Source organism: Burkholderia sp. AU44665 (genome assembly GCF_030504405.1).
Lineage (GTDB): Bacteria > Pseudomonadota > Gammaproteobacteria > Burkholderiales > Burkholderiaceae > Burkholderia > Burkholderia semiarida.
In genome coordinates this window covers 289,194-310,210 of sequence record NZ_JAUJRI010000008.1, presented here as the reverse complement: position 1 = coordinate 310,210, position 21,017 = coordinate 289,194, and the positions used below count along the sequence as shown (strand labels likewise).

Here is a 21,017-nt window from a genome sequence, read left to right as displayed (position 1 = left end):
AGTGGACCGGTTCCCGGCACGATTGGAAGAGCGCCATGACTCAGTTCGCGCTGCTTTACCCGGAACGATTCAACATTGGAGTCTGAATCTCAACCCGCCTCACACACGGAATTCCGGATACCTCCCATGTGCCCGATGGCTACATGCCGCGGGAGAAGCCGCAAGCCGCCGATCCTCCCCGAGCGAAAACGACGGCCGCTCCTGTCGGTGGTTACCGGCTCACCTGACACACACCGCCCGCCCGCACCGCCTCCCGATTTCACATCCTCGTCGCACGGTTCGTCCTTGCAGCGGTCCTGCCGACATTTCCGGCAAGGCCGTCGCACGTCCCTTTCCCGGAGAACACCATGCGATATCCATTGCAGCACGCCGACCAGGCCGCCGTGACGCGGCGTCCATCCGAACCCGAACCGCACGTACCCGTGCCTCGAACGACCGGCGAGGAGGGGTGAGCCATGAGCACTGAAGAACTGACCCCGCTGCTGCGGCAGCTTGCGGAGAAGCGACTCGGACGGCCGCTCGAGCCCGAAGAACAGGCGTTGCTCGAGCGGCTGCCGAGCCGGCAGGGGAACCCGCCGCCGCCCGCCGGCGGCCCGGCCGCGCAGGCGGGCGCCGCGAAGCCGCCATTGCCGCAATTCAAAACGCGGCAAGAGGCGCGCGAACAGATCAAGCATTTCCTGCAGCTCAACCAGCAAAAGGCGTACGAGAAGATGCGCGGGATCCTGCAGACGATCGATACGCAGAACGAGACGACCCTCGGCATGCTCGCGTCGGAGCAGCGGAAAGTATCGGGCGTACTCGACGCGCACGAGCCGGCGGCCGACGCGCAGGCGTCCGGCGCGGTCGAGATTCAGGACAGCACCCGCGAGGCGCTGACGATGATCGGGGAACAACTGACGGGCCTGATCCGGCAGGAAATCGAAGCATGCTTCCGGCAATACGGCGACGCGCTCGCGGAACGGCTCGCCGAACGGCTCGCCGGAGGGCTCGCCGTCAGGCTCGACGCGATGGAGGACCGGTTGCGGAGCATCGGCGCCGGCCCGGCCGGCCCGGCCGAACCCACCGCTGCCGTTCACGATACGCCCGGCGCAGCGTCCATGGAGTAGCACGCGGGTCATGCGGCCGAACGCGAAACCGGCCGGCCCCGAAGTGCGACCTCTCAACTACGTGAACCAAGGAGCAACAAATGGCTGATACGTGTCAAGTGTGCCAGGTCAATCCCGCGATTACCGATGCGGTCACACAGGTCAACGTCAAGGTGGTCGCGGAAGCGCCGGCAATGGCGATGGGCTCGCTGTACCAGGCCCAGAGCCATTCGCTCAGCATCCTGTTCGAGAACGCGGTGCAGCAGCAGTCGCAGGCCGCGATCCAGTCGCAAACGTCGACGAACGTGGGGACGATGCAGCTCTACACGATCGGGCCGGAAAGCGCGGGCGCGGCCGCCACGGAAATCGGCGCGAACGGGATCATTTCGATTCTGGCCGACGTGATCGCGATCGGGAAGGCAGTCAAGGGCTGACGCGCCATCGCAACGCCGTGGTCGAGCGGCGGCGCAAGCGGCGTGAGCCGCCCATGCCACCGCCGTGCCGCGAGTCGGCAGCATGGCCGCCGGCGCCTGAACAGCGGTGCCGCGCGGTGTTCCGGAGCAATCGACAGAACGGGCAGCACCGATTCGATGCGGCGCCCGTTCGCAAATCAGGAGAAATACGATGGCAAACGACGTAGACGATCCGAAAGACCCCTGCAACTGCACGACGTGCGCGGTCAACGCCGCGATCACCGACGCGGTCACGCAGACCAACGTCAAGGTGGTCGGCGAAGCGCCCGCGATGGCAACGGGTTCGCTGTACCAGGCGCAGAGCCACTCGCTGAGCGTGTTGTTCGAGAACGCGGTGCAGCAGCAGTCGCAGTCCGCGGTGCAACTGCCGACCTCGACGAACGTGGGCACGATGCAGCTGTACACGCTCGGGCCGGCGAGCGCCGGCGCATCCGCGACGGAAATCGGCTCGAACGGCGTGCTTTCCGTGCTGGCCGACGTGCTCGCGCTCGGCAAGGCGCTCGCCTGACGCATCGCTGGCGCGGACGCCGTGTCGACACGCCCGCGCAAGCGGGCCCCAGCGGGCGCATCGGCGGCGCCGTGCCGCGCGCGGCAGCGACCGACCCACTCATGCTTTCGCCGTGACAGCGCGTCAGCGGCGAACCAACCAGGAGCAACGACATGCCGGAACAGGTTTCTCCCGCGATGACCGATGCGGTCACGCAAGCCAACGTGAAGGTGGTGGGCGAAGCGCCCGCCGTGGCGTTGGGCACGCTCATGCAGTCGAACAGCCATGCGTCCGCGATCCTGCTTCACAACGCGGTGCAGATGCAGGCGAACCAGGCGATGTCCAACCTTGCCGCCACGACCGTCGGCGTCATGCAGCTCTATGCCGGGTCGCCGGCGGCGGCGGCCGGCGCGGCGCGCTCGGCGAACGACAGCTTCGTATCGCAACTCGCCGCCGTCGCGCAGTTGATGAACGCCCTCGGTCACGGGCGCGGCTGACCTTCACCGCGCGCCGCATGACCCGGCGCGCATCCGCCCGCCCGGCGGCGCTGCCCGACGCACGCGCTTGCCGCGGCATCAATTGGCGTCGACGATGGTCCGGAGCTGCTCCGGTTTCTGAATCGTCACGCCGTGTTCGTGTAGCCGGATCAGGCCGTCGCGCTGCATCTTCCGCAGGCTGCTGTTCAGTCGCGGCCGGCTGACGTTGAGCATCGCGGCGAGGATGCTCTGGTTCTCCGGCAACGGCACCTCGAGATCGTTCCCTTGCATGCGGTTCAGCAGATGGCGCGCGAGCCGTGCTTCGACCCGGTACAGGCATGCCGACTCGACGAAGTCGCTCAACTGGTGAAGGTGCCGGCACAGCTGCTCATGGATACGCCCCATGAATTCCGCGTTCGCCAGCAGCGGCGCGAAGTACTGGCGATACAGCAGCGAAATGCGGCAGTCGGCGCTCAACTGGGCGGTGAAACTGCGCCGGTGCGCGCGAATCAGCGTGTTTTCGCCGATGAGTTCGCCGGGCATCGAGTGGCCGAGAATGATCTCGCGCCCGCCGGGCTCGTGCAGTGTCCTGTAGACGCGGCCGCTGTGCACGAACGCGACGAAATCCCCCGGATCGCCCTTGAAGAACAACAGGCGATTGCCGTGTTCGGGCCAGGGCGTGACGTGCCGCTCGATGTGGGCGATCAGGCTTTCCGGGAGGCCGGCGAGTATCGGTATATTGCGCAGCGTTTGAGCGTTAGCAAGGGCAGGCATGGTTTCCGCGCGAGGTTGTTTGACGATGCGGCCACCCAGCGAAAAACGCTGCCTTCGGCATTGCGTGAAAAATGAATAATGAAAGTATTGAAATAATCGGCAAGCAGTCCGGACAGGGCGGCGCTCCGGCGGCAAGCGCGCTCGATCGACCGACACGGGAAGCAGCATGCCGACGCACGGACGCATCGCGGCGGTAGTCGTTCTTGTTCATCGCAATGCCGTTATTCAGTCAGGTCCGGCGGCGCACCTGAAACGACGGATCGGGCTATGCCGGCTAATTAAAATTTCCGTTCATAATAATCAAGATAATTTACTGCGCCCGATTATCGTTATATCGGTGTTACGCGGGTAACAGCGCCATTCCCGGCGTCGAATCGATTCTGTGTTTTCCATAAAAAAGGAAGACACGGGATGACAACCTCGAACCAGCACGCTGCCTCGGCGCCCGAGTCTCCGGCGCAGCAGCTCGACCGCGCATGGCGGGAAATGCAGGGGAAATTGCGGCGCCGTGCGCGCCTGTTGTGCAAGGGTGATATTCACCGCGCCGACGAACTGCTTTCCGATACCGCGCTCAAGGTCCACATTTACCTGCAGCGCTCGCCCGAGCGCGTGCGGAACCTGACGGGCTTTCTCTTTCTGGCGCTGAATCACGCATTCCTCGATGGCGCGCGCCGCCGTGTGCGCGAAAGCGGCATGCTCGAATTCGACTCGGGCTGGGACGACGATCACGCGGTCGAGCTCGCCGGCCACGCGCCGTCGGTGGAGCAGCAACTGCTGCTGCGGCAACAGCTGCTGCGTCTCGAACAGGCGCTGTCGATGCTTTCCCCGCAGCAGCAGATGCTGTTCACGCTGAAGTTCGAGGAGGACCGGCCCTATCTGCACATCGCCGCGACGCTCGGGATCAACGAGCCGCTCGCCAGAAAACGCGTCGAGCTGCTGCGCAAGAAGTTGCGCGAGGAACTCGCGTGAGCGCGTTCACGAATGCCGGCACGCAGCGTTCCTAACGGCATGCGCGGCGTCGATGGCCTGCCGGCCCGCCCGTTCCTTCAACCGCATGCCGGAGCCGAGATCCGAGGAGGCCTCGTGGCAGACACAGTCAATGAGCAGATTACCGACGCGGTGACGCAGACCAACGTCAACGTCGTGGCGGGATCGCCGGCCCAGGCGCTGGGCATGCTTTACCAGATGTTCAGCCAGGCCGTCGGCATCTCGGCGCAGAACATGACGCAGCAGCAGGCCGCGCTGAACCAGATTTCGAACGCCGTGGTGTCGAAGGCCGTGGCCATGATCCTGTCCGTCGAAGCGTCGCCGAAGCCGGCCTCGGGCGGCGCGTCGCAGCCGGAGGCGGGCGCGCCGAAGACGGGTTCCACGCATTAGTACGCGATGACTCTCGGGATACCTGAATCATGAACATGAAAGGTCTTTTGGGCGGACGCGGCGACGGCGCGACGCCGGCACCGGACGATGGCGCGGCCGCCGCGGCCGAAGCAACGACGGCGGCCGATGTCGCATCGCACGCCGCTGCTTCGACGGCCGGCACGCGCACGTGGCCGGTCAACCGGCAGCGCAGGTTCACCGACGCGCTGAAGGCGCCGGACCAGATCGCGGGGGCCACCGGGGCCGCCCCGTCGGCGCTGCAGACCGTGCAGGCGATCAACGCGGAGGCGGCGTCCTACGCGACGACGCAGATCGCCGTCGGCCCGAACATGATGATCACGCAGGCGGGCGGCATGGTCGCGCAGGCGGCGGCCAACTACTTCGAGGCGACGACGTCGCTGGCGATCGCGGGCAAGAGCGTGTTGATGAAGGACCTGGCGCAGAAGACCATCGACGAGGACGTGAAAGGCATGGCGATGGATGCGGTGGGCCTGCTGTTGACGGACTTGTTCGTCGCGACCGCGGCGATCGTCGCCGGCGCCGCGGAGGCGATCGAAGGAGAAGCCGCGAGCGTCGCGCTCGACAAGATCGACGAGAGCCTGCAGAGGTATCAGGCGCTGCTGGACAAGAAGGGCACGTAGGGCGCGCCAGCGGCGCATGACGATGCCATCGCAGGCCGCGCCCAGCATGCCGACGACGGTGCGGCGTGCTCGACCGGCATCGATCGACACGACCCGCCGGGCCGTCGGGCCGGACGGGATGTGAGCGGCAGGCGCGACGCGCGTTCTTCGTCGAATACGTCGCGGCCTGCTACCGGCAGTGTTGTCCAGTCATGTGAGGAAACCCATGTCCTACATCATTCAGAACGTACACGGTCCCGCGCCGCTGGGGGTGGGCGAGCGCAAATGGGGAGATGCGACGGAAATCGATTTCGGTGCGATGACGAGCTGCATCGCGCTCGTCGAGCAAACGCCGGGTCAACCGACGTTGGTGCGCGGCATTCATCTGTCGATCGTGAGCCCCGACGGCACGAATGTCTACGATCCGGCGGCGGACGTTGCCGGACAGGTCGAGACGATCATGCAGCAGCAGGGCAACATGCGCGCGTGCCTCGGGCGCATCGATCTCTGGCAGGCCAGCACGTCGCAAGAGCTGCAGGATTTCTTCGTCGCGTTGATGATGAGTCTCGACATGACCGAATGGGTGCAGGTGCCGGACGGCAACCTGCGGGTGCGGCTCCACGGCGGCGTGATGCAGTATCAGCACGGCACCGGCGCATGGACCAACGTGTAGCCGAAACGATCGGCTGAAGCCGGCGCCCGCCATGCAGGCGGGCGCCGGTGCAGTGTCCTCCGACGGTATCGGCGCTGCGCGCCGGTACGGCCGGCCGTCCAGGCCGTCCCCAGCTTTTTTCTCGTCAACACCAACAAAAATCATCATTTCGCCCCCGGCGGCGTGTCAGCAGAATGTCTCCATTCCAGCTCACGCGACAGCACGCGCGTCGCACCGAGCCGCACTTCAGAAGGAGGCAGCCGTGGCAGTCGAAACAACTTCAATCGATACGCTCGTCGTCGGCGCCGGGCAGGCCGGCATCGCGATGAGCGAGCATCTGGGCAAGCTGGGCGTGCCCCATCTCGTGCTGGAGCGCAGCCGCATCGCCGAGCGCTGGCGCACGGGGCGCTGGGATTCGCTGGTCGCGAACGGCCCCGCGTGGCACGACCGCTTCCCGGGGCTCGAATTCGACGGCCTCGCGCCCGATGCGTTCGCATCGAAAGACCAGGTCGCCGACTACTTCGAAGCGTATGCGCGCAAATTCAACGCGCCGATCCGGACCGGCGTCGAAGTGAAGAGCGTCGTGCGCAACACCGGCAAGCCCGGCTTCGTCGTCGAGACATCCGACGGCACGATCGACGCGAATCGCGTGGTGGTCGCCACCGGTCCGTTCCAGCGCCCGGTGATTCCGCCGATCGCACCGGACGACGCGCGCGTCGTGCAGATCCATTCCGCCGACTATCGCAACCCGGGCCAGCTTCCGGAAGGCGCGGTGCTGGTGGTCGGTGCCGGCTCGTCGGGCGTGCAGATCGCCGACGAACTACAGCGCGCGGGCCGGCAGGTCTATCTGTCGGTCGGGCCGCACGATCGCCCGCCGCGCGCATATCGCGGCCGCGACTTCTGCTGGTGGCTCGGCGTGCTCGGCGAATGGGACAAGGAAGTCGCGACCCCGGGCCGCGAACACGTGACGATCGCGGTGAGCGGCGCGCGCGGCGGCCACACGGTCGATTTCCGCGCGCTCGCGAATCAGGGCGTGACGCTGGTCGGGCTGACCAAGGCGTTCGACGGTGGCGTGGCCACTTTCGAACGCGATCTCGCGATCAATCTCGCGCGTGGCGACGAGAACTACCTGTCACTGCTCGACGCGGCCGACGCCTACGTGGCCCGCAACGGCCTCGACCTGCCGGAAGAACCGGAAGCCCGCCGCATCCTGCCTGACCCGGCATGCGTCGCGCATCCGCTCCTCTCGCTCGATCTCGCCGCCGCCGGCGTCACGTCGATCGTGTGGGCGACCGGCTATGCGGTCGACTACGGCTGGCTGAACGTCGATGCATTCGCGCCGAACGGCAAGCCGCAGCACCAGCGCGGCGTGTCGAAGGAGCCGGGCATCTATTTCCTTGGCCTGCCGTGGCTGTCGCGGCGCGGCTCCAGCTTCATCTGGGGCGTGTGGCACGACGCGAAGCACATCGCCGATCACATCGTCACGCAGCGCAAGTACCTCGCGTACCACGACGCGGCGCAGCACTGCGCGGCCGCGCACGCGGCACGGCCCGAAGCCCGCGCGCGCGCCGAAGCGGCGAACTGACCTCCCGACCCATTCCGCCGCGCCGCGACCGCTTCCGGCGCGGCGGGCGATCATACCGACACTCGAAGGACTTCGATGAGCCAGCCTACCCATACGCGTATCCGCATGTTCAACACGAAGGATACCTACCCGAACCAGACGCTCGACAACGACCTGTGCCAGGCGGTGCGCGCCGGCAACACCGTCTACGTGCGCGGCCAGGTCGGCACCGATTTCGGCGGCAACCTGATCGGCCTCGGCGATGCACGCGCGCAGGCGGAGCAGGCGATGAAGAACGTCAAGCAGTTGCTCGAGGAAGCCGGCAGCGACCTCACGCACATCGTGAAGACGACGACCTACCTGATCGACCCGCGTTATCGCGAACCCGTGTACCAGGAAGTCGGCAAGTGGCTGAAGGGCGTCTATCCGATCTCGACGGGGCTCGTCGTCTCGGCGCTCGGCCAGCCGCAATGGCTGATGGAGATCGACGTGATTGCGGTGATTCCCGACAACGGGCAGCCGAACCGCGCACAGGAGGCGACATGACTTTCTCCATCGTCGGGCGTTGCCCGGAGACGGGCCAGCTCGGTATCGCGATCAGCTCGTCGAGCATCGCGGTGGGCGCACGCTGCCCGTGGGTGCGCGCGGGCGTCGGCGCGGTCGCGACGCAGAACGTCACGCTGCCGGCCCTTGGGCCGCAGACGCTGGACCTGATCGAGCACGAGCAGCTCGCGCCCGCCGCCGCGCTCGACCGCGCGCTGAGCGCGAACGGCTGGAGCCAGTACCGGCAGGTCACGGTGATCGACGGGCAGGGGCAAACGGCCTTTTTCACCGGCAAGGAAGCGCTCGGCACGCACCACGCGGTGCGCGGCGAGCAATGCGTGGCGGCCGGCAACCTGCTGGCTTCGCCCGACGTAATCGGCGCGATGGTGCGCGCGTTCGAGCAGGCGTCCGGCTTGCTTGCCGATCGTCTGCTGGCCGCGATGCACGCGGCGATGGTAGCCGGCGGCGAGGCGGGGCCCGTGCATTCGGCCGCGTTGAAGGTGGCCGGCGACGTGGTCTGGCCGATCGTCGACCTGCGCGTCGACTGGGCCGATACCGACCCGATCGGGCAGCTCGATGCGCTGTGGCGTGCGTATCGGCCGCAGATGCAGGACTACCAGACGCGCGCGCTGGACCCGACCGCCGCGCCGAGCTACGGAGTGCCGGGCGATGAATGACACGTCGAGCCGCGCGTTGCTCGAACGGCTGATCGCGTTCGCGACGGTCAGCCGCGATTCGAACCTCGGGATGATCGGCTTCATCCGCGACTATCTCGCGGGCTTTGGCGTGGCGAGCGAGCTGTTCCACAACGCGGACCGCACAAAGGCGAGCCTGTACGCGACGATCGGCCCGTACGTGCGCGGCGGCGTGGCGCTGTCAGGCCATACCGACGTCGTGCCGGTCGACGGGCAGGCGTGGACGGTCGAGCCGTTCCGGCTGACCGAGCGCGACGGCCGCCTGTACGGCCGCGGCACGGCCGACATGAAGGGTTTCATCGCGTCGGTGCTCGCGGCCGTGCCGGCGTTCGTCGCGCGGCCGTTGCGCGAACCGGTGCATCTCGCGTTCTCGTACGACGAGGAAGTCGGTTGCGTCGGCGTGCGGCCGATGCTCGCCGAGTTGGCCAAGCGTGCGCACCGCCCGCGCGTATGCTTGATCGGCGAGCCGACCGAGCTCAAGCCGGTGCTCGGCCACAAAGGCAAGCTCGCGATGCGGTGCCACGTGAAGGGCGCGGCGTGCCACTCGGCGTATGCGCCGCTCGGTGTCAACGCAATCGACTACGCGGCGAAGCTGATCGGCCGGCTCGGTGAGATCGGCGCGGCGCTCGCGCGGCCCCACCGGCACGACAGCCGTTTCGATCCGCCGTTCTCGACTGTGCAGACGGGGCTGATCAAGGGCGGCCGCGCGCTGAACATCGTGCCGGCCGAATGCGAATTCGATTTCGAGGTGCGGGCGCTGCCCGATTTCGATGCGCACGACGTGCCGAGAACGCTGCAGGACTATGCGGAATCCGAACTGTTGCCGAAGATGCGCGCGGTGCAGCCCGATACCGACATCCGGCTGCAGCCGCTCGGTGCGTATCCGGGGCTGGCGACCGCGCCGGACAGCGATGCCGCGCGCCTGCTCGCGACGTTGAGTGGGTCCGACGCGTTCGGCACGGTGGCGTTCGGCACCGAGGGCGGCCTGTTCGGGCAGGCCGGCATTCCGACCGTCGTGTGCGGGCCCGGCAGCATGGATCAGGGGCACAAGCCCGACGAGTTCGTCACGCTCGAACAACTGCACGGATGCGACGCGATGATGGCGCGCCTCGCCGCATATCTCGCTTGCGCCGGCTGAACCGGCGGCCGACACGCACGCATCGCATCGTGCGGCGCTTGCGTGTGCTTGTTCCCGTTCCTGTTTGCGATCGCGGCGCTTACCGCGCCGCTCGAGCGACGATCTGCGCGAGCCGCTCGCGGCAGAAGTCGACGAATGACTGCGCCTGTTTCGTGAGCTGGCCGCGCTTCAGCCGCGCACTCACGAGCCCCGACGGGCTCACCGTTTCGCTGAGCGCGATCGTCACGACGCGCTGGCCGTCGTACGTGTATTCCGAGTGCGGACGCGTGACGAGCAGCGAGAAGCCGAATCCCTGGCCGACCATCCCGCGCACCATCTCGATCGACGGCGAGCCGAACACGATGTTCGGCGTGAGCCCGAGTTCATGAAACAGACTGACGAAGTACGTGCGGCTCGGCTGCACGTCGAGCAGGATCATCGGCTCGACGCACAGGTCGCGCAGCGACACGTGCGTCTGGCCCGCGAACCGATGGTGCTCCGGCAGCAGCACGTACGGCTGCTGTGGCGGCATCAGCGGCTCGGTTTCGATCGTGCCGTCCAGATCGTGGTCGTACATCAGCGCGAGGTCGAACGTGCCCGACGTCAGCCCCTGCACGAGTTCCTGCTGGTCGCCGTCGCGCAGCCGGATGTTCACGCCCGGGTAGCGCTCGCGAAAGCCGGCGATCAGTTGCGGCAGATAGAGCGGCGCGACCGTCTCGAAGCAGCCGATGTCGATCTGCCCGGTGACCACGTCGTTGTCGGCGAGCGCGTTCTGTTCGAACTCGTGCGCGATGCGCAGCAGTTCCTGCGCTTTCCGGTAGAAGCGCGTGCCGCTCGGCGTCAGCGACACGCCCTGCGCGTGATGGCGAATGAACAGCTTCACGCCGAAGCTTTCCTCGAGCCCCTTGATCGCGCTGGAAATCGACGGCTGCGCGATGAAGAGCTGGCGCGACGCCTCGGCGACGCTGCCGGATTCGACCGTCGTGACGAAGTATTTCAGTTGCCGCAAAGTGTAGTGAGCCACAAGCACCTCTGATGCCCGGCCCCGGCGTGCCGCCGCGGGCGCACGTGCGTTCCATAGGGAAACAGACCCTGGCACCTTACCCGAAGTCGTCCGGCGCCGAACATTCCGCTGCAGAGCTTTTTCGTATATCCCGAAAATATTTTTAGTATTTTCCGGTCCCCACCCCCGTGGCGCACCATCGTCTCCAACCTGGATCGCGACGAGGCCGCGTACGCCGGCGGGCGTCATCCGCCCCCGTCTGCCGCGCATCGCGCATCCGGACCCGATTGCAGGCGCGCATCCCGGCGCGCACCGGCGAAAACGGCCCGCGCGCATCGCCGCGCACGACAGGAGGCATCACCATGACGAACGCGGAACGCAATGCGTCCCCGATGATAGAGAAACACACGATCGGCTACGTGCCGCCCACGGAGCGCCACGGCAAGGTGCGCGACCTGTTCACGCTCTGGTTCGGCGGCAACATCGCGCCGCTGCCGATCGTGACCGGCGCGCTCGGCGTGCAGCTGTTCCACCTGAACCTGATGTGGGGCATCGTCGCGATCGTCGTGGGCCAGGCGGTCGGCGGCGTGCTGATGGCCCTGCATTCGGCGCAGGGGCCGCAGATGGGCATCCCGCAGATGATCCAGAGCCGCGCGCAGTTCGGCTCGTGGGGCGCGCTGCTCGTCACGGTGATCGCGGCGGTGATGTATGTCGGTTTCTTCGCGTCGAACATCGTGCTCGCCGGCAAGTCGGTGCACGGCATCGCACCGTCGGTGCCGGTGCCCGTCGGCATCGTGATCGGTGCGGTCGGCTCCGGGCTGATCGGGATCGTCGGTTACCGGTTCATCCACATCCTGAACCGCATCGGCACGTGGGTGCTCGGCATCGGCATCGCCGTCGGCTTCTGGATGATCCTGTCGCACGTGAGCACGGCCGATTTCCTCACGCGCGGCGGTTTCGACTTCGCGGGCTGGCTCGCGACGGTGTCGCTGTCGGCGCTGTGGCAGATCGCGTTCGCGCCGTACGTGTCGGACTATTCGCGCTATCTGCCGGAGGACGTCGGCGTCGCGTCGACGTTCTGGGCGACCTATCTCGGCTGCACGATCGGCTCGACGCTCGCGTTCATCTTCGGCGCGGTCGCGGTGCTCGCGGTGCCGGCCGGCGCGGACACGATGGATGCGGTCAAGCAGGCGACGGGCCCGCTCGGCCCGCTGATGCTCGTGCTGTTCCTGCTGAGCGTGATCAGCCACAACGCGCTGAACCTGTACGGCGCGGTGCTCGCGGTGATCACGTCGGTGCAGACGTTCGCGTACAAGTGGATTCCGACCGCGAAGGCGCGCGCGGTGGTATCGGTCGTGATCTTCGTCGCGTGCTGCTATGCGGCGATCGGCGCGTCGACGAACTTCGTCGGCAACCTCGTCGATCTGGTGCTTGCGCTGCTGGTGGTGCTGGTGCCGTGGACGGCGATCAACCTGATCGACTTCTACGTGATCCACAAGGGCAAGTACGACATCCAGTCGATCTTCATGGCCGACGGCGGCGTGTACGGCCGCTTCAACCCGCAGGCGCTGCTCGCGTATGCGATCGGCATCGTCGTGCAGATTCCGTTCATGAACACGCCGATGTATGCGGGCCCGATTCCCGCGCATCTGGGCGGCGCGGACCTGTCGTGGCTCGTGGGCCTGCTGCTCACCTCGCCGCTGTACTACTGGCTCGCGACGCGCGACAGCGCGTACCGGCGCCGGCAGGGCGCGGCGCATCTGCCGCCGACGGCGGCGCGGTAAACGCGGCGTCGTTCGACGCGATCAAATGAAACGGCCGCTGCATCGGTAGCGATGCGGCGGCCGCGAGGCCGACGAGCAGGGCGACAGGCGGGCCGAAGGGCGCGGCGTGTGCCGCGACCCCGCCCGCCCGCGGATCAGACCACCGCCGAGCGCGCGACGCGCACGGGCACCGACTTGTACGACGGCGTGCCGCTTTCCTTGTCGATGTAGTCGAGCGGCACGAGCACGTTCGCTTCCGGATAGTACGCACCGACCGAGCCCGGCGCGATGTCGTACTCGATCGCGGTGATCTTCTCGAGGCGCAGTGTGCGGCCCGACGCGGTGACCGTCTCGATGTCGACGAGGTCGCCGTGCTCGAGCCCGTACTTGTCGAGATCGGCCGCGTTCATGAACAGCACGTCACGCCGGCCGAACACGCCGCGATAGCGATCGTCGAGGCCGTAGATCGTCGTGTTGTACTGATCGTGGCTGCGCAGCGTGATGAGACGCAGCACCTGCTCGGCGCCGAGCACGTCCGCGTCCTCCTTCACGCCCTTGTAGACCGAGAACATCGCCTTGCCGGTCGGCGTCGGCCATACACGCTCGGTGGGCGGCAGCGGCAGGCGGAAGCCGCCCGGCGTGCGGATCCGCTCGTTGAATGCCTCGAAGCCGGATACCGTCTTGTCGATCAGGTCGCGGATGCGGTCGTAGTCGGCGATCAGGTCGAGCCACGCGACCTTGCTGTTCGGCAGCGTCGCGTGCGCGATGCCGGCGACGATCGCGGGCTCCGAGCGCAACTGGTCCGACGCGGGCTTGAGCTTGCCGGCCGACGCGTGGACCATCGACATCGAATCCTCGACCGTGATCGACTGCGGGCCGGTGGCCTGCATGTCGAGCTCGGTGCGGCCGAGCACCGGCAGGATGAAGGTTTCCTTGCCGACCAGCAGATGCGAACGGTTCAGCTTCGTGCCGAGATGCACGCTCAGGTCGAGCTTCGCCATCGCCGGGAACGACAGCTCGGGATCGGGCAGCGCGACCGCGAAGTTGCCGCCGAGGCACAGCAGCGCCTTCGCGGTGCCGTCGATCATCGCCTGCATCGCCTGTACCGCGTCGTGCCCGTGCTGCGCGGGCGGCGTGAAGCCGCACACGTCCTCGATCTTCTTCAGGAATTCGGCCGACGGCTTCTCGGTGATGCCGACGGTGCGGTTGCCCTGCACGTTCGAATGGCCGCGCAGCGGGCACACGCCTGCGCCCGGCTTGCCGATGTTGCCGCGCATCAGCAGCAGGTCGGCGATCAGGCGCACGGTGGCGGTGCCCTTGTTGTGCTGCGTGACGCCCATCCCGTACGTGATGATCGTCGCGTTCGACTTCGCGTACGCGAGCGCGACCTGTTCGAGCTGCGCCTGGCTCAGGCCGCTCGCGCGCTCGATGTCGTCCCACGACGTCGCTTCGAGGTCGGCCGAGAATGCATCGAAGCCGTTGGTGTGCTGCGCGATGAAGTCGCGGTCGAGCACGCCGCCTTGCTCGGCTTCGAGCTTCAGCAGCGCCTTCATGATGCCCTTCAGCGCGGCCGCGTCGCCGCCCGCATCGACCTGGTAGTACGTCGACGCGATCCGCGTCGAGCCGAACGACGCCATCTCGATCATGTCCTGCGGATCGGCGAAGCGTTCGAGCGCGCGCTCGCGCAGCGGGTTGAACACGATGATCGGTACGTTGCGGCGCGCGCACTCGTGCAGCGTGCCCATCATCCGCGGATGGTTCGTGCCGGGATTGTGGCCGATCGAGATGATCAGCTCGCAGTGGTCGAAATCCTCCAGCGACACGGTGCCCTTGCCGATGCCGATCGACTGCGGCAGGCCGACGCTGGTCGGCTCGTGGCACATGTTCGAGCAATCGGGGAAGTTGTTGGTGCCGAGCTCGCGCGCGAACAGCTGGTAAAGGTACGCGGCTTCGTTCGACGCGCGGCCGGACGTGTAGAACTCGATCTGCTCGGGCGGCAGCGCGCGCAGCACTTCGCCGATGCGCGCGAATGCATCGTCCCATTCGATCGCGCGGAACGTGTCGGTCGCGCGGTCGTAGGCGAGCGGATGCGTGAGCCGGCCCATGTTCTCCAGTTCGTAGTCCGACATGCGCAGCAGCGACGACACGGTGTTCGCCGCGAAGAACTCGGGCGTCACGCGCTTGGTCGTCGCTTCCCACGTGACGGCCTTCGCGCCGTTCTCGCAGAACTGGAACGTCGACTTGTGTTCCTTGTCCGGCCACGCACAGCCGGGACAGTCGAAGCCGTCGGGCTGGTTGGTCCGCATCAGCACGATCGGCGCCTCGATGGTTTCCATCTGCGTGCGCACCGCATCGGCTGTCGCGCGAAGCGCGCCCCAACCGCCGGCGGGCCCGTCGTATTTCCTGATGCCTGGCACTTCGCGTCGATTTGTCATGGTGAATCTCCAATAGCCGGGCCCGATGCGGGTGGCTCGGTTGCGCCGTGTCGCGGCGTGGGGCGACTCCGTCCGGCGGACGGAGCCGATCATGCGTGCCCCGGGTGGCGGGGCATGCGTTTTTTTAGTGCGCGTCCTTCTTCGCGCCGGACGATTTCTTGCCCGACGGCTTCGCGGCAGGCGGTGGGGCGTCCGCGGGCGTATCTTCCGGCTTCGCATCTGTTGCCGCCTTGGCGGCCTTGCCGTTTGGCTTGGCCTTGCCGTCGGCGTCCTTCGCGTCTTTCGCTTCCTTCGCTTCCTTCGCTTCAGGCGCGGCGAGCTTGTTGAACGTCACTTCGTCGCTGTCCTTGTCGTAGTCGACCTCGCACTTGTCGCCCGACTTCAGCCGGTCGGCGAGGATCTCCTTCGCGAGCCGCGTCTCGATCGTCTGGCGGATCTGGCGCTTCAGTTCGCGCGCGCCGAACTCCGGCTGGTAGCCGGCTTCGGTCAGGTGCTCGACGAGCGAGTCGCCCATCACGAGCGTGATGTCCTGCGCGGCGGCCGTGCGCACCACGCGGTCGAGCTGGATCTGCACGATCGCGCGGATGTTCTCCTTCGACAGCGCGTGGAACACGATCACCTCGTCGATCCGGTTCAGGAACTCGGGGCGGAAATGCCCTTTGAGCACCTGCATCAGTTCGTCGCGGATCGCCTTGTCGGTCTTGCGCGCGGCTTCCGTCTGCGTGAGGTTGTCCATGATGATCGCCGCGCCGAGGTTGCTGGTCGCGATGATGATCGTGTTGCTGAAATCGACCACGCGGCCCTTGCCGTCGGTGAGACGCCCGTCGTCGAACACCTGCAGCAGCACGTTGTAGACGTCCGGATGCGCCTTCTCGATCTCGTCGAGCAGGATCACGCTGTACGGGCGGCGCCGCACGCGCTCGGTGAGCTGGCCGCCTTCGTCGTAGCCGACGTAGCCGGGCGGCGCGCCGATCAGCCGCGCGACCGCATGCCGCTCCATGTATTCGGACATGTCGATGCGGATGATCGCCTGCTCGTCACCGAACACGGTCTCGGCCAGCGCCTTCGCGAGCTCGGTCTTGCCGACGCCCGTCGGCCCGAGGAACAGGAACGTTGCAATCGGCCGGTGCGTCTGGCCGAGCCCCGCGCGCGACAGCCGCACGGCATCGCTGACGGCGACCACCGCATCGCTCTGGCCGACCACGCGCTCGCGCAGTTGCTCTTCCATCTTCAGCAGCTTCTGGCGTTCTTCCTGCGTGAGTTCGGATACGGGAATGCCGGTCAGCCGCGACACGACCTCGGCCACCGATTCGACGGTCACTTCGAGCGTTTCCGAGCCGGTCTTGCGCTGCCACGCCTCCATCATCTCGTCGACGGCCTTCTGCTTCGCGTTGATCTGCTCTTCGAACTGTTTCGCTTCGTCGAAGCGCTTGCGCGACGTCGCATAATCCTGCTCGCGCTTCAGTTGCACAATCTGCGCTTCGCCTTCCTGAATGTCGACCGGGCGCGACGTCGCGCCGATCCGCACGCGCGCGGCCGCCTGGTCGATCAGGTCGATCGCCTTGTCGGGCAGGAAGCGCGACGTGATGTAGCGGTCGGCGAACTCGGCGGCCGCGACGAACGCGTCGTCGGCGAACGTCACCTGGTGGTGCGCCTCGAGGCTGTCGCGCAGCCCGCGCAGGATCACGATCGTCTGCTCGACGCTCGGCTCCGGCACGAACACCGGCTGGAAGCGGCGTTCGAGCGCGGCGTCCTTCTCGATGTACTTCTGGTATTCGTTGAGCGTCGTCGCGCCGATCAGGCTCAGCTCGCCGCGTGCGAGCGCGGGCTTCAGCACGTTCGCGATGTCGAGGCCGCCTTCGCCGCCGCCCTGGCCCGCGCCGACGATCGTGTGCAGCTCGTCGATGAACAGGATCAGTTCGTCCTGCTTCGCCGTCACCTCGTCGATCAGCTGCTTCGCGCGTTCCTCGAATTCGCCGCGATACTTCGCGCCGGCCACCATCGAGTTGATGTTGACTTCGACGAGCCGCTTGTCGCGCAGCACTTCGGGCACGTCGCCGTTGACGATGCGCTGCGCGAGGCCTTCGACGATCGCGGTCTTGCCGACGCCCGGCTCGCCGATCAGCACCGGGTTGTTCTTCTTGCGGCGGGCGAGCACCTCGATCGTGCTCTCGATTTCCTGCGCGCGGCCGAGCACCGGATCGAGCTTGCCCTGGCGCGCGATCGCGGTGAGGTCGCGGCCGAACTTGTCGAGGTTCGGCGTGCCGGTCGGCGCATCGACGCGGCCGTCCTCGGCGCCCTTGCCGACCACCTTCACGACCTTCTGGCGCAGCGCCTCGGGCGTCACGCCGTATTTCTTCAGCAACGTGCCGGCGACACTGTCCGGCACCGCCGCGAGCCCGATCAGCAGGTGCTCGGGGCCGATATACGAGTGGCCGAGATCGCGCGACGCCTGGAACGCATACTGCACGGCCTTCTTCACGCGCGGCGAGATCGACAGCTTGTCGAGCGGCGCATCGGGGGCGGCCGTGCCGGTGTGTGCATGCGCGTCGATGTACGACTTGATGTCGTCCGGCGACAGCTTCAGTTCCTTCAGCAGCGCGGCGCAGACGTCGGTGTCCGCGAGCGCGTACAGCAGATGCTCGGAATCGAGTTCGCTGCGGCGCAATTCATGCGCCTTCTCGGCCGCGCGCTGCAGCAGTTCGAGCGTCTGTTCGCTGAACGCGTCGGTCGGGTCGACCGATTCGCGCGGAATCTCGGCGGCGAGCGGCGATTCGTCGCCGAGCCCGCCGAACAGCGACGACGGGCCGCCACCGCCCAGCAGCGAATCGAACGGATTCAGCATGCTCTGATGCCGCATCAGTTGACGGAAATGGTAATCGCAGATCGAGATCGTCTTGCGCTCGCCGTCCTGCATCACGGTTGCGCGCGCAACGGCCGGCCGCGCGTGGCAGATATCGCAAAGTGCGGGCATGGTGGTCTGGCTCCTGTCGGTGAAGGTGGGTCGAAGGTGCGGCCCGATGCGGTGCGGCGCTCGCGCGTCCCGACCGCACATGCATGGCGCGCACCGCGGCGGCGCGCGCGCCGCACCCGTGCGGTCGCATGGCGCGCGCCGGCGTGGCGCACGGTCGCGGTCGGGGCGGAAGCGCGAGTGCCGCGAGGAGCCCGCGGCATCGCTTCGACTGCGTTCAAAATAACGAATCGGCGTGGGCCATCCAAGACACAGTTCCTGGCCGGGCCGGCCGCGAATTGCACCCTCACATGGGCGCGCGATTCGGCGGCAAGGAGTACAGACGGGCAAGCGCGCGGCGGCGCGGGCGTGCGCGGCGTGTGCGGCTGGCGGTGGAACGGGGCGGGAACCGACGGCGTGCGAACGGCACGCGGTGCGACATCGGCGCGCATGGTGCCGGCCGCCGGCAAACGGGGAGCGAAACGGGGCGCAACACGCGATGCAACACGCGGCGCGGGTGCGAACCGGTGACGTCCGACCGCGCCCGCACCGCAGCCGATGCGCGCCGTGGGGCCGGCGAAGGCGAGGGCGGGTTGCACGGTAGACGCCGGGCATCGCGCAACCATGGTGAGCCGCGATCAGTCCGACAGGTTCATCGCGAGCCGTTGCCGTGCGATCTGTTTCACGTCGGCGGACAGTGCCGCATTCGGCAGACCATTGGCCCAGACGGAGAACGAATCCTCGATCAGGTTGCGTGTGTCGGGCGGCAACTCGGCCAGCATCAGCGACACGACGGTAAACAGCACGGCGGTGTCGCCGGCCTGGCGGCCCGCGTTCGCGTCGACCGTCTGCTTCAGGGTAGCGACAGACGCCTGCAGCGCCTGTAATGCGTCATTCGATTCGCTCATGACATCCTCCATGCAAGATGGGCTGGATCGGCGACGAACCTGCGGCCGGCGTCGCGACCGTCGCGCGCGACGCCCGCGCGGGCACCGCGCGCCGGCAACCGCGCTCAGGCGGCCGCGTTGCCCTGCGGCGCCACGGCCACCGATGCCTCGCTCGTCAGCATCAGGAACGTGAACGTTTCGCGCAGGTACAGGCGGACGCTCTTGTCGGTGTGGCTCGTGTAGCCGATCGACACGTCTTCCCCGAGGTGCAGCTCGTAATCGCCGCCGCGCGTGGACAGCACGCAGCCGCCGCTGATCGCCGGCGCCCAGATGATCTCGCCGCTGACGATGCGCTTGATATGGCCGAGGACCGGATAGCCCTGGTCGCGCGCTTCGCTGAGCGCGGTGTACGCGTCCGACCCGAGCACGACCGAGTACGGGCCGTCGACGCCGGCGAGGCGCAGCGCTTCCAGCGCGTCGCTGATCGCGTCCGGGTACGCGGCGACATCCGCCGGCAGCGTGAGCCGGCGGTTCGACGTGCCTTCGCGGATGCCGACGATGCCGGCCGCGCGGTAGCCGTCGAAGATCGCGCCGTCCTCGGCGAACGCAAGCCGTTGCGCGGCTTCCTTCGCCGGCTGCCAGTCGGCGTCGCGCGCGCCGCGCTCGACGCTGTCGATCGCGTCGCGGCTCAGCTCGAACGGCACCGTCAGCTCGACGATCGTGCGCGCTTCGCGCAGCCGCGCGTTCACGAGCTCGCGCGGCGCGGCGACGTCGAGCAGGTGCCCGGTGCCGACCGCCGACAGTTCGGGGCCTGCGGGGCCCTCGACGTCGACGACGCGGCGCCCGGCCACCGAGCGTTTGAAGGTGCGCGCCACTTCCTCCTCGATTTGTTCCCAGGCGGACGACGAGATCGGGGCGAGTTCGCGGTGCAGGTTATTCATAGGTCGGGGTTCCTTTCAGCGAGCCGATGTTCAGCGAGCCGTCGCGCTGCGGTACGGAAAGCGCGGGCGGCGTGGATTCCGGTTGGGCGGCGTCGGCGGCCGGCGCCGCGCGGTCGGCGAGCGCTTCGAGCAGGTCGGCCGACGGCACGAAGAACAGCGAGCCGGTGACCGCGCGGCTGTAGTCGAGCAGGCGGTCGTAGTTGCCGGGCGGGCGGCCGACGAACATGTTCTCGAGCATCTGCTCGATCGGCGCCGGCGAGCGCGCATAGCCGATGAAATAGGTGCCGAATTCGCCGGCGCCCGGGCGCCCGAACGGCATGTTGTCGCGCAGGATCTTCACCTCCTGGCCGCCCTCGTCGAGCGTGGTCAGCGAGCTGTGCGAGCACGACGGCTTCACGTCCGGCGCGAGCTCGATGTCGGACAGTTTGGTGCGGCCGATGATGCGCTCCTGCGTCTCGACCGCGAGCGCGTTCCAGCCGGCCATGTCGTGCAGGTACTTCTGCACGAGTACGTAGCTGCCGCCCGCGAATTCGGCGTCCTCGTCACCGATCACCGTGAAGTCGACCGCTTCGCGGCCTTCCGGGTTCTCGGTGCCGTCGACGAAGCCGATCATCGCGCGCTGGTCGAAATTGCGGAAGCCGTGCACCTCGTCGACGACCGTGACCGCATCGCCGAGCGCGCCGAGCAGTTGCGTCGCGAGCTCGAAGCACAGGTCCATCGCTTCGGCGCGGATGTGCAGCAGGATGTCGCCGGGCGTCGCGATGGCGACGCGCTGGCCCGCGCCGAATTCGCGGAACGGATGCAGCGACGCGGGGCGCGGCTCGCCGAACAGCGCATCCCATGCGTCGGAGCCGAAGCCGCATACGCACGTGAGGTTGCCGCCCGGCACGCGCTTGCCGACCGAGCGCACGAGCGCGGCGATGTTGCCGCACCATGAACGGATCGTGTCGGCGTGATCGGCGCCCGGATTGATCGTCGCCACGAGAAAGATCGCGCTGCGCGTGATCGGGCTGTGAACGGCCTGGGAAAGCGGGGGACGGTTGGTTTGCATCGCGGCCTGCCGGTCAGTCATGTCGGGACGGACGGGCCGCGGCAGCCGCGGCGCGCGAAGGCGAACGGTTGGACTGTGTCATGCGACTGATCTCTTTGTGACGTGCGGATGAAGGACGTTGCGC

The 21,017-nt window shown here is 67.4% G+C and carries 20 protein-coding genes; 13 read left to right on the top strand and 7 right to left on the bottom strand.

The window, feature by feature from the left end; all coding sequences use genetic code 11:
- Positions 1-455 precede the first annotated feature (455 nt).
- From QZM15_RS19385 to QZM15_RS19370, 4 genes are all read left to right on the top strand, one after another.
- Entirely contained in the window at positions 456-1,106 is a 651-nt protein-coding gene (locus tag QZM15_RS19385) for a hypothetical protein (protein ID WP_302107064.1), read from the top strand.
- 80 nt (positions 1,107-1,186) lie between these two features.
- Positions 1,187-1,519, top strand: a complete 333-nt coding sequence (locus QZM15_RS19380) for a RebB family R body protein (protein WP_059574945.1) — start codon at positions 1,187-1,189, stop codon at positions 1,517-1,519.
- A gap of 190 nt (positions 1,520-1,709) precedes the next feature.
- Positions 1,710-2,066, top strand: coding sequence for a RebB family R body protein (locus QZM15_RS19375; protein ID WP_059574947.1), 357 nt, complete (start codon positions 1,710-1,712; stop codon positions 2,064-2,066).
- Between the two features lie 152 nt (positions 2,067-2,218).
- Entirely contained in the window at positions 2,219-2,542 is a 324-nt protein-coding gene (locus tag QZM15_RS19370; protein WP_059574949.1) for a RebB family R body protein, read from the top strand.
- 78 nt (positions 2,543-2,620) lie between these two features.
- On the opposite strand, the gene QZM15_RS19365 is transcribed toward QZM15_RS19370, so the two are convergent.
- Entirely contained in the window at positions 2,621-3,463 is an 843-nt protein-coding gene (locus QZM15_RS19365; protein ID WP_302107063.1) for a Crp/Fnr family transcriptional regulator, read from the bottom strand.
- A 243-nt stretch (positions 3,464-3,706) separates the two neighbouring features.
- Between QZM15_RS19365 and QZM15_RS19360 the strand changes: the two genes are divergently transcribed.
- From QZM15_RS19360 to argE, 8 genes are all read left to right on the top strand, one after another.
- Positions 3,707-4,264, top strand: a complete 558-nt coding sequence (locus QZM15_RS19360) for an RNA polymerase sigma factor (RefSeq protein WP_059574953.1) — start codon at positions 3,707-3,709, stop codon at positions 4,262-4,264.
- A gap of 114 nt (positions 4,265-4,378) precedes the next feature.
- Positions 4,379-4,672, top strand: a complete 294-nt coding sequence (locus QZM15_RS19355; RefSeq protein ID WP_059574955.1) for a RebB family R body protein — start codon at positions 4,379-4,381, stop codon at positions 4,670-4,672.
- A gap of 35 nt (positions 4,673-4,707) precedes the next feature.
- Positions 4,708-5,313, top strand: coding sequence for a hypothetical protein (locus QZM15_RS19350; protein ID WP_302107062.1), 606 nt, complete (start codon positions 4,708-4,710; stop codon positions 5,311-5,313).
- A 205-nt stretch (positions 5,314-5,518) separates the two neighbouring features.
- A complete protein-coding gene (locus tag QZM15_RS19345) occupies positions 5,519-5,965 on the top strand; it encodes a hypothetical protein (protein WP_302107061.1) in 447 nt (148 codons plus the stop codon).
- 241 nt (positions 5,966-6,206) lie between these two features.
- Complete coding sequence (locus tag QZM15_RS19340; RefSeq protein WP_302107060.1) at positions 6,207-7,529, top strand: NAD(P)/FAD-dependent oxidoreductase; 1,323 nt, start codon at positions 6,207-6,209, stop codon at positions 7,527-7,529.
- Between the two features lie 75 nt (positions 7,530-7,604).
- Positions 7,605-8,054 (top strand): RidA family protein, encoded by a 450-nt coding sequence (locus tag QZM15_RS19335; RefSeq protein ID WP_059574963.1) that lies wholly within the window; start codon positions 7,605-7,607, stop codon positions 8,052-8,054.
- Entirely contained in the window at positions 8,051-8,728 is a 678-nt protein-coding gene (locus tag QZM15_RS19330) for a DUF1028 domain-containing protein (RefSeq protein ID WP_302107059.1), read from the top strand. The genes QZM15_RS19335 and QZM15_RS19330 overlap by 4 nt, the downstream gene beginning before the upstream one ends.
- Positions 8,721-9,884 (top strand): acetylornithine deacetylase, encoded by a 1,164-nt coding sequence (gene argE / locus QZM15_RS19325; RefSeq protein WP_302107058.1) that lies wholly within the window; start codon positions 8,721-8,723, stop codon positions 9,882-9,884. Before QZM15_RS19330 ends, argE begins: the two co-directional genes overlap by 8 nt.
- A 79-nt stretch (positions 9,885-9,963) precedes the next feature.
- On the opposite strand, the gene QZM15_RS19320 is transcribed toward argE, so the two are convergent.
- Positions 9,964-10,887 carry a LysR substrate-binding domain-containing protein gene (locus QZM15_RS19320; protein WP_089466108.1) on the bottom strand — a complete coding sequence of 308 codons (924 nt, stop codon included), beginning with the start codon at positions 10,885-10,887 and terminating at the stop codon, positions 9,964-9,966.
- Positions 10,888-11,228: 341 nt separating this feature from the next.
- Between QZM15_RS19320 and QZM15_RS19315 the strand changes: the two genes are divergently transcribed.
- Complete coding sequence (locus QZM15_RS19315; RefSeq protein WP_059642907.1) at positions 11,229-12,650, top strand: cytosine permease; 1,422 nt, start codon at positions 11,229-11,231, stop codon at positions 12,648-12,650.
- A gap of 134 nt (positions 12,651-12,784) precedes the next feature.
- On the opposite strand, the gene QZM15_RS19310 is transcribed toward QZM15_RS19315, so the two are convergent.
- The 5 genes from QZM15_RS19310 to QZM15_RS19290 form a co-directional block, all read right to left on the bottom strand.
- Positions 12,785-15,064, bottom strand: a complete 2,280-nt coding sequence (locus tag QZM15_RS19310; RefSeq protein ID WP_302107057.1) for an FdhF/YdeP family oxidoreductase — start codon at positions 15,062-15,064, stop codon at positions 12,785-12,787.
- A gap of 124 nt (positions 15,065-15,188) precedes the next feature.
- Positions 15,189-18,038 (bottom strand): ATP-dependent Clp protease ATP-binding subunit, encoded by a 2,850-nt coding sequence (locus QZM15_RS19305; protein ID WP_302107056.1) that lies wholly within the window; start codon positions 18,036-18,038, stop codon positions 15,189-15,191.
- A gap of 614 nt (positions 18,039-18,652) precedes the next feature.
- Positions 18,653-18,922, bottom strand: coding sequence for a hypothetical protein (locus QZM15_RS19300; protein WP_275905412.1), 270 nt, complete (start codon positions 18,920-18,922; stop codon positions 18,653-18,655).
- Positions 18,923-19,026: 104 nt separating this feature from the next.
- Complete coding sequence (locus tag QZM15_RS19295) at positions 19,027-19,842, bottom strand: family 1 encapsulin nanocompartment shell protein (RefSeq protein ID WP_124864268.1); 816 nt, start codon at positions 19,840-19,842, stop codon at positions 19,027-19,029.
- Complete coding sequence (locus QZM15_RS19290; RefSeq protein ID WP_302107055.1) at positions 19,835-20,914, bottom strand: Dyp-type peroxidase; 1,080 nt, start codon at positions 20,912-20,914, stop codon at positions 19,835-19,837. Before QZM15_RS19290 ends, QZM15_RS19295 begins: the two co-directional genes overlap by 8 nt.
- Positions 20,915-21,017: the final 103 nt, after the last annotated feature.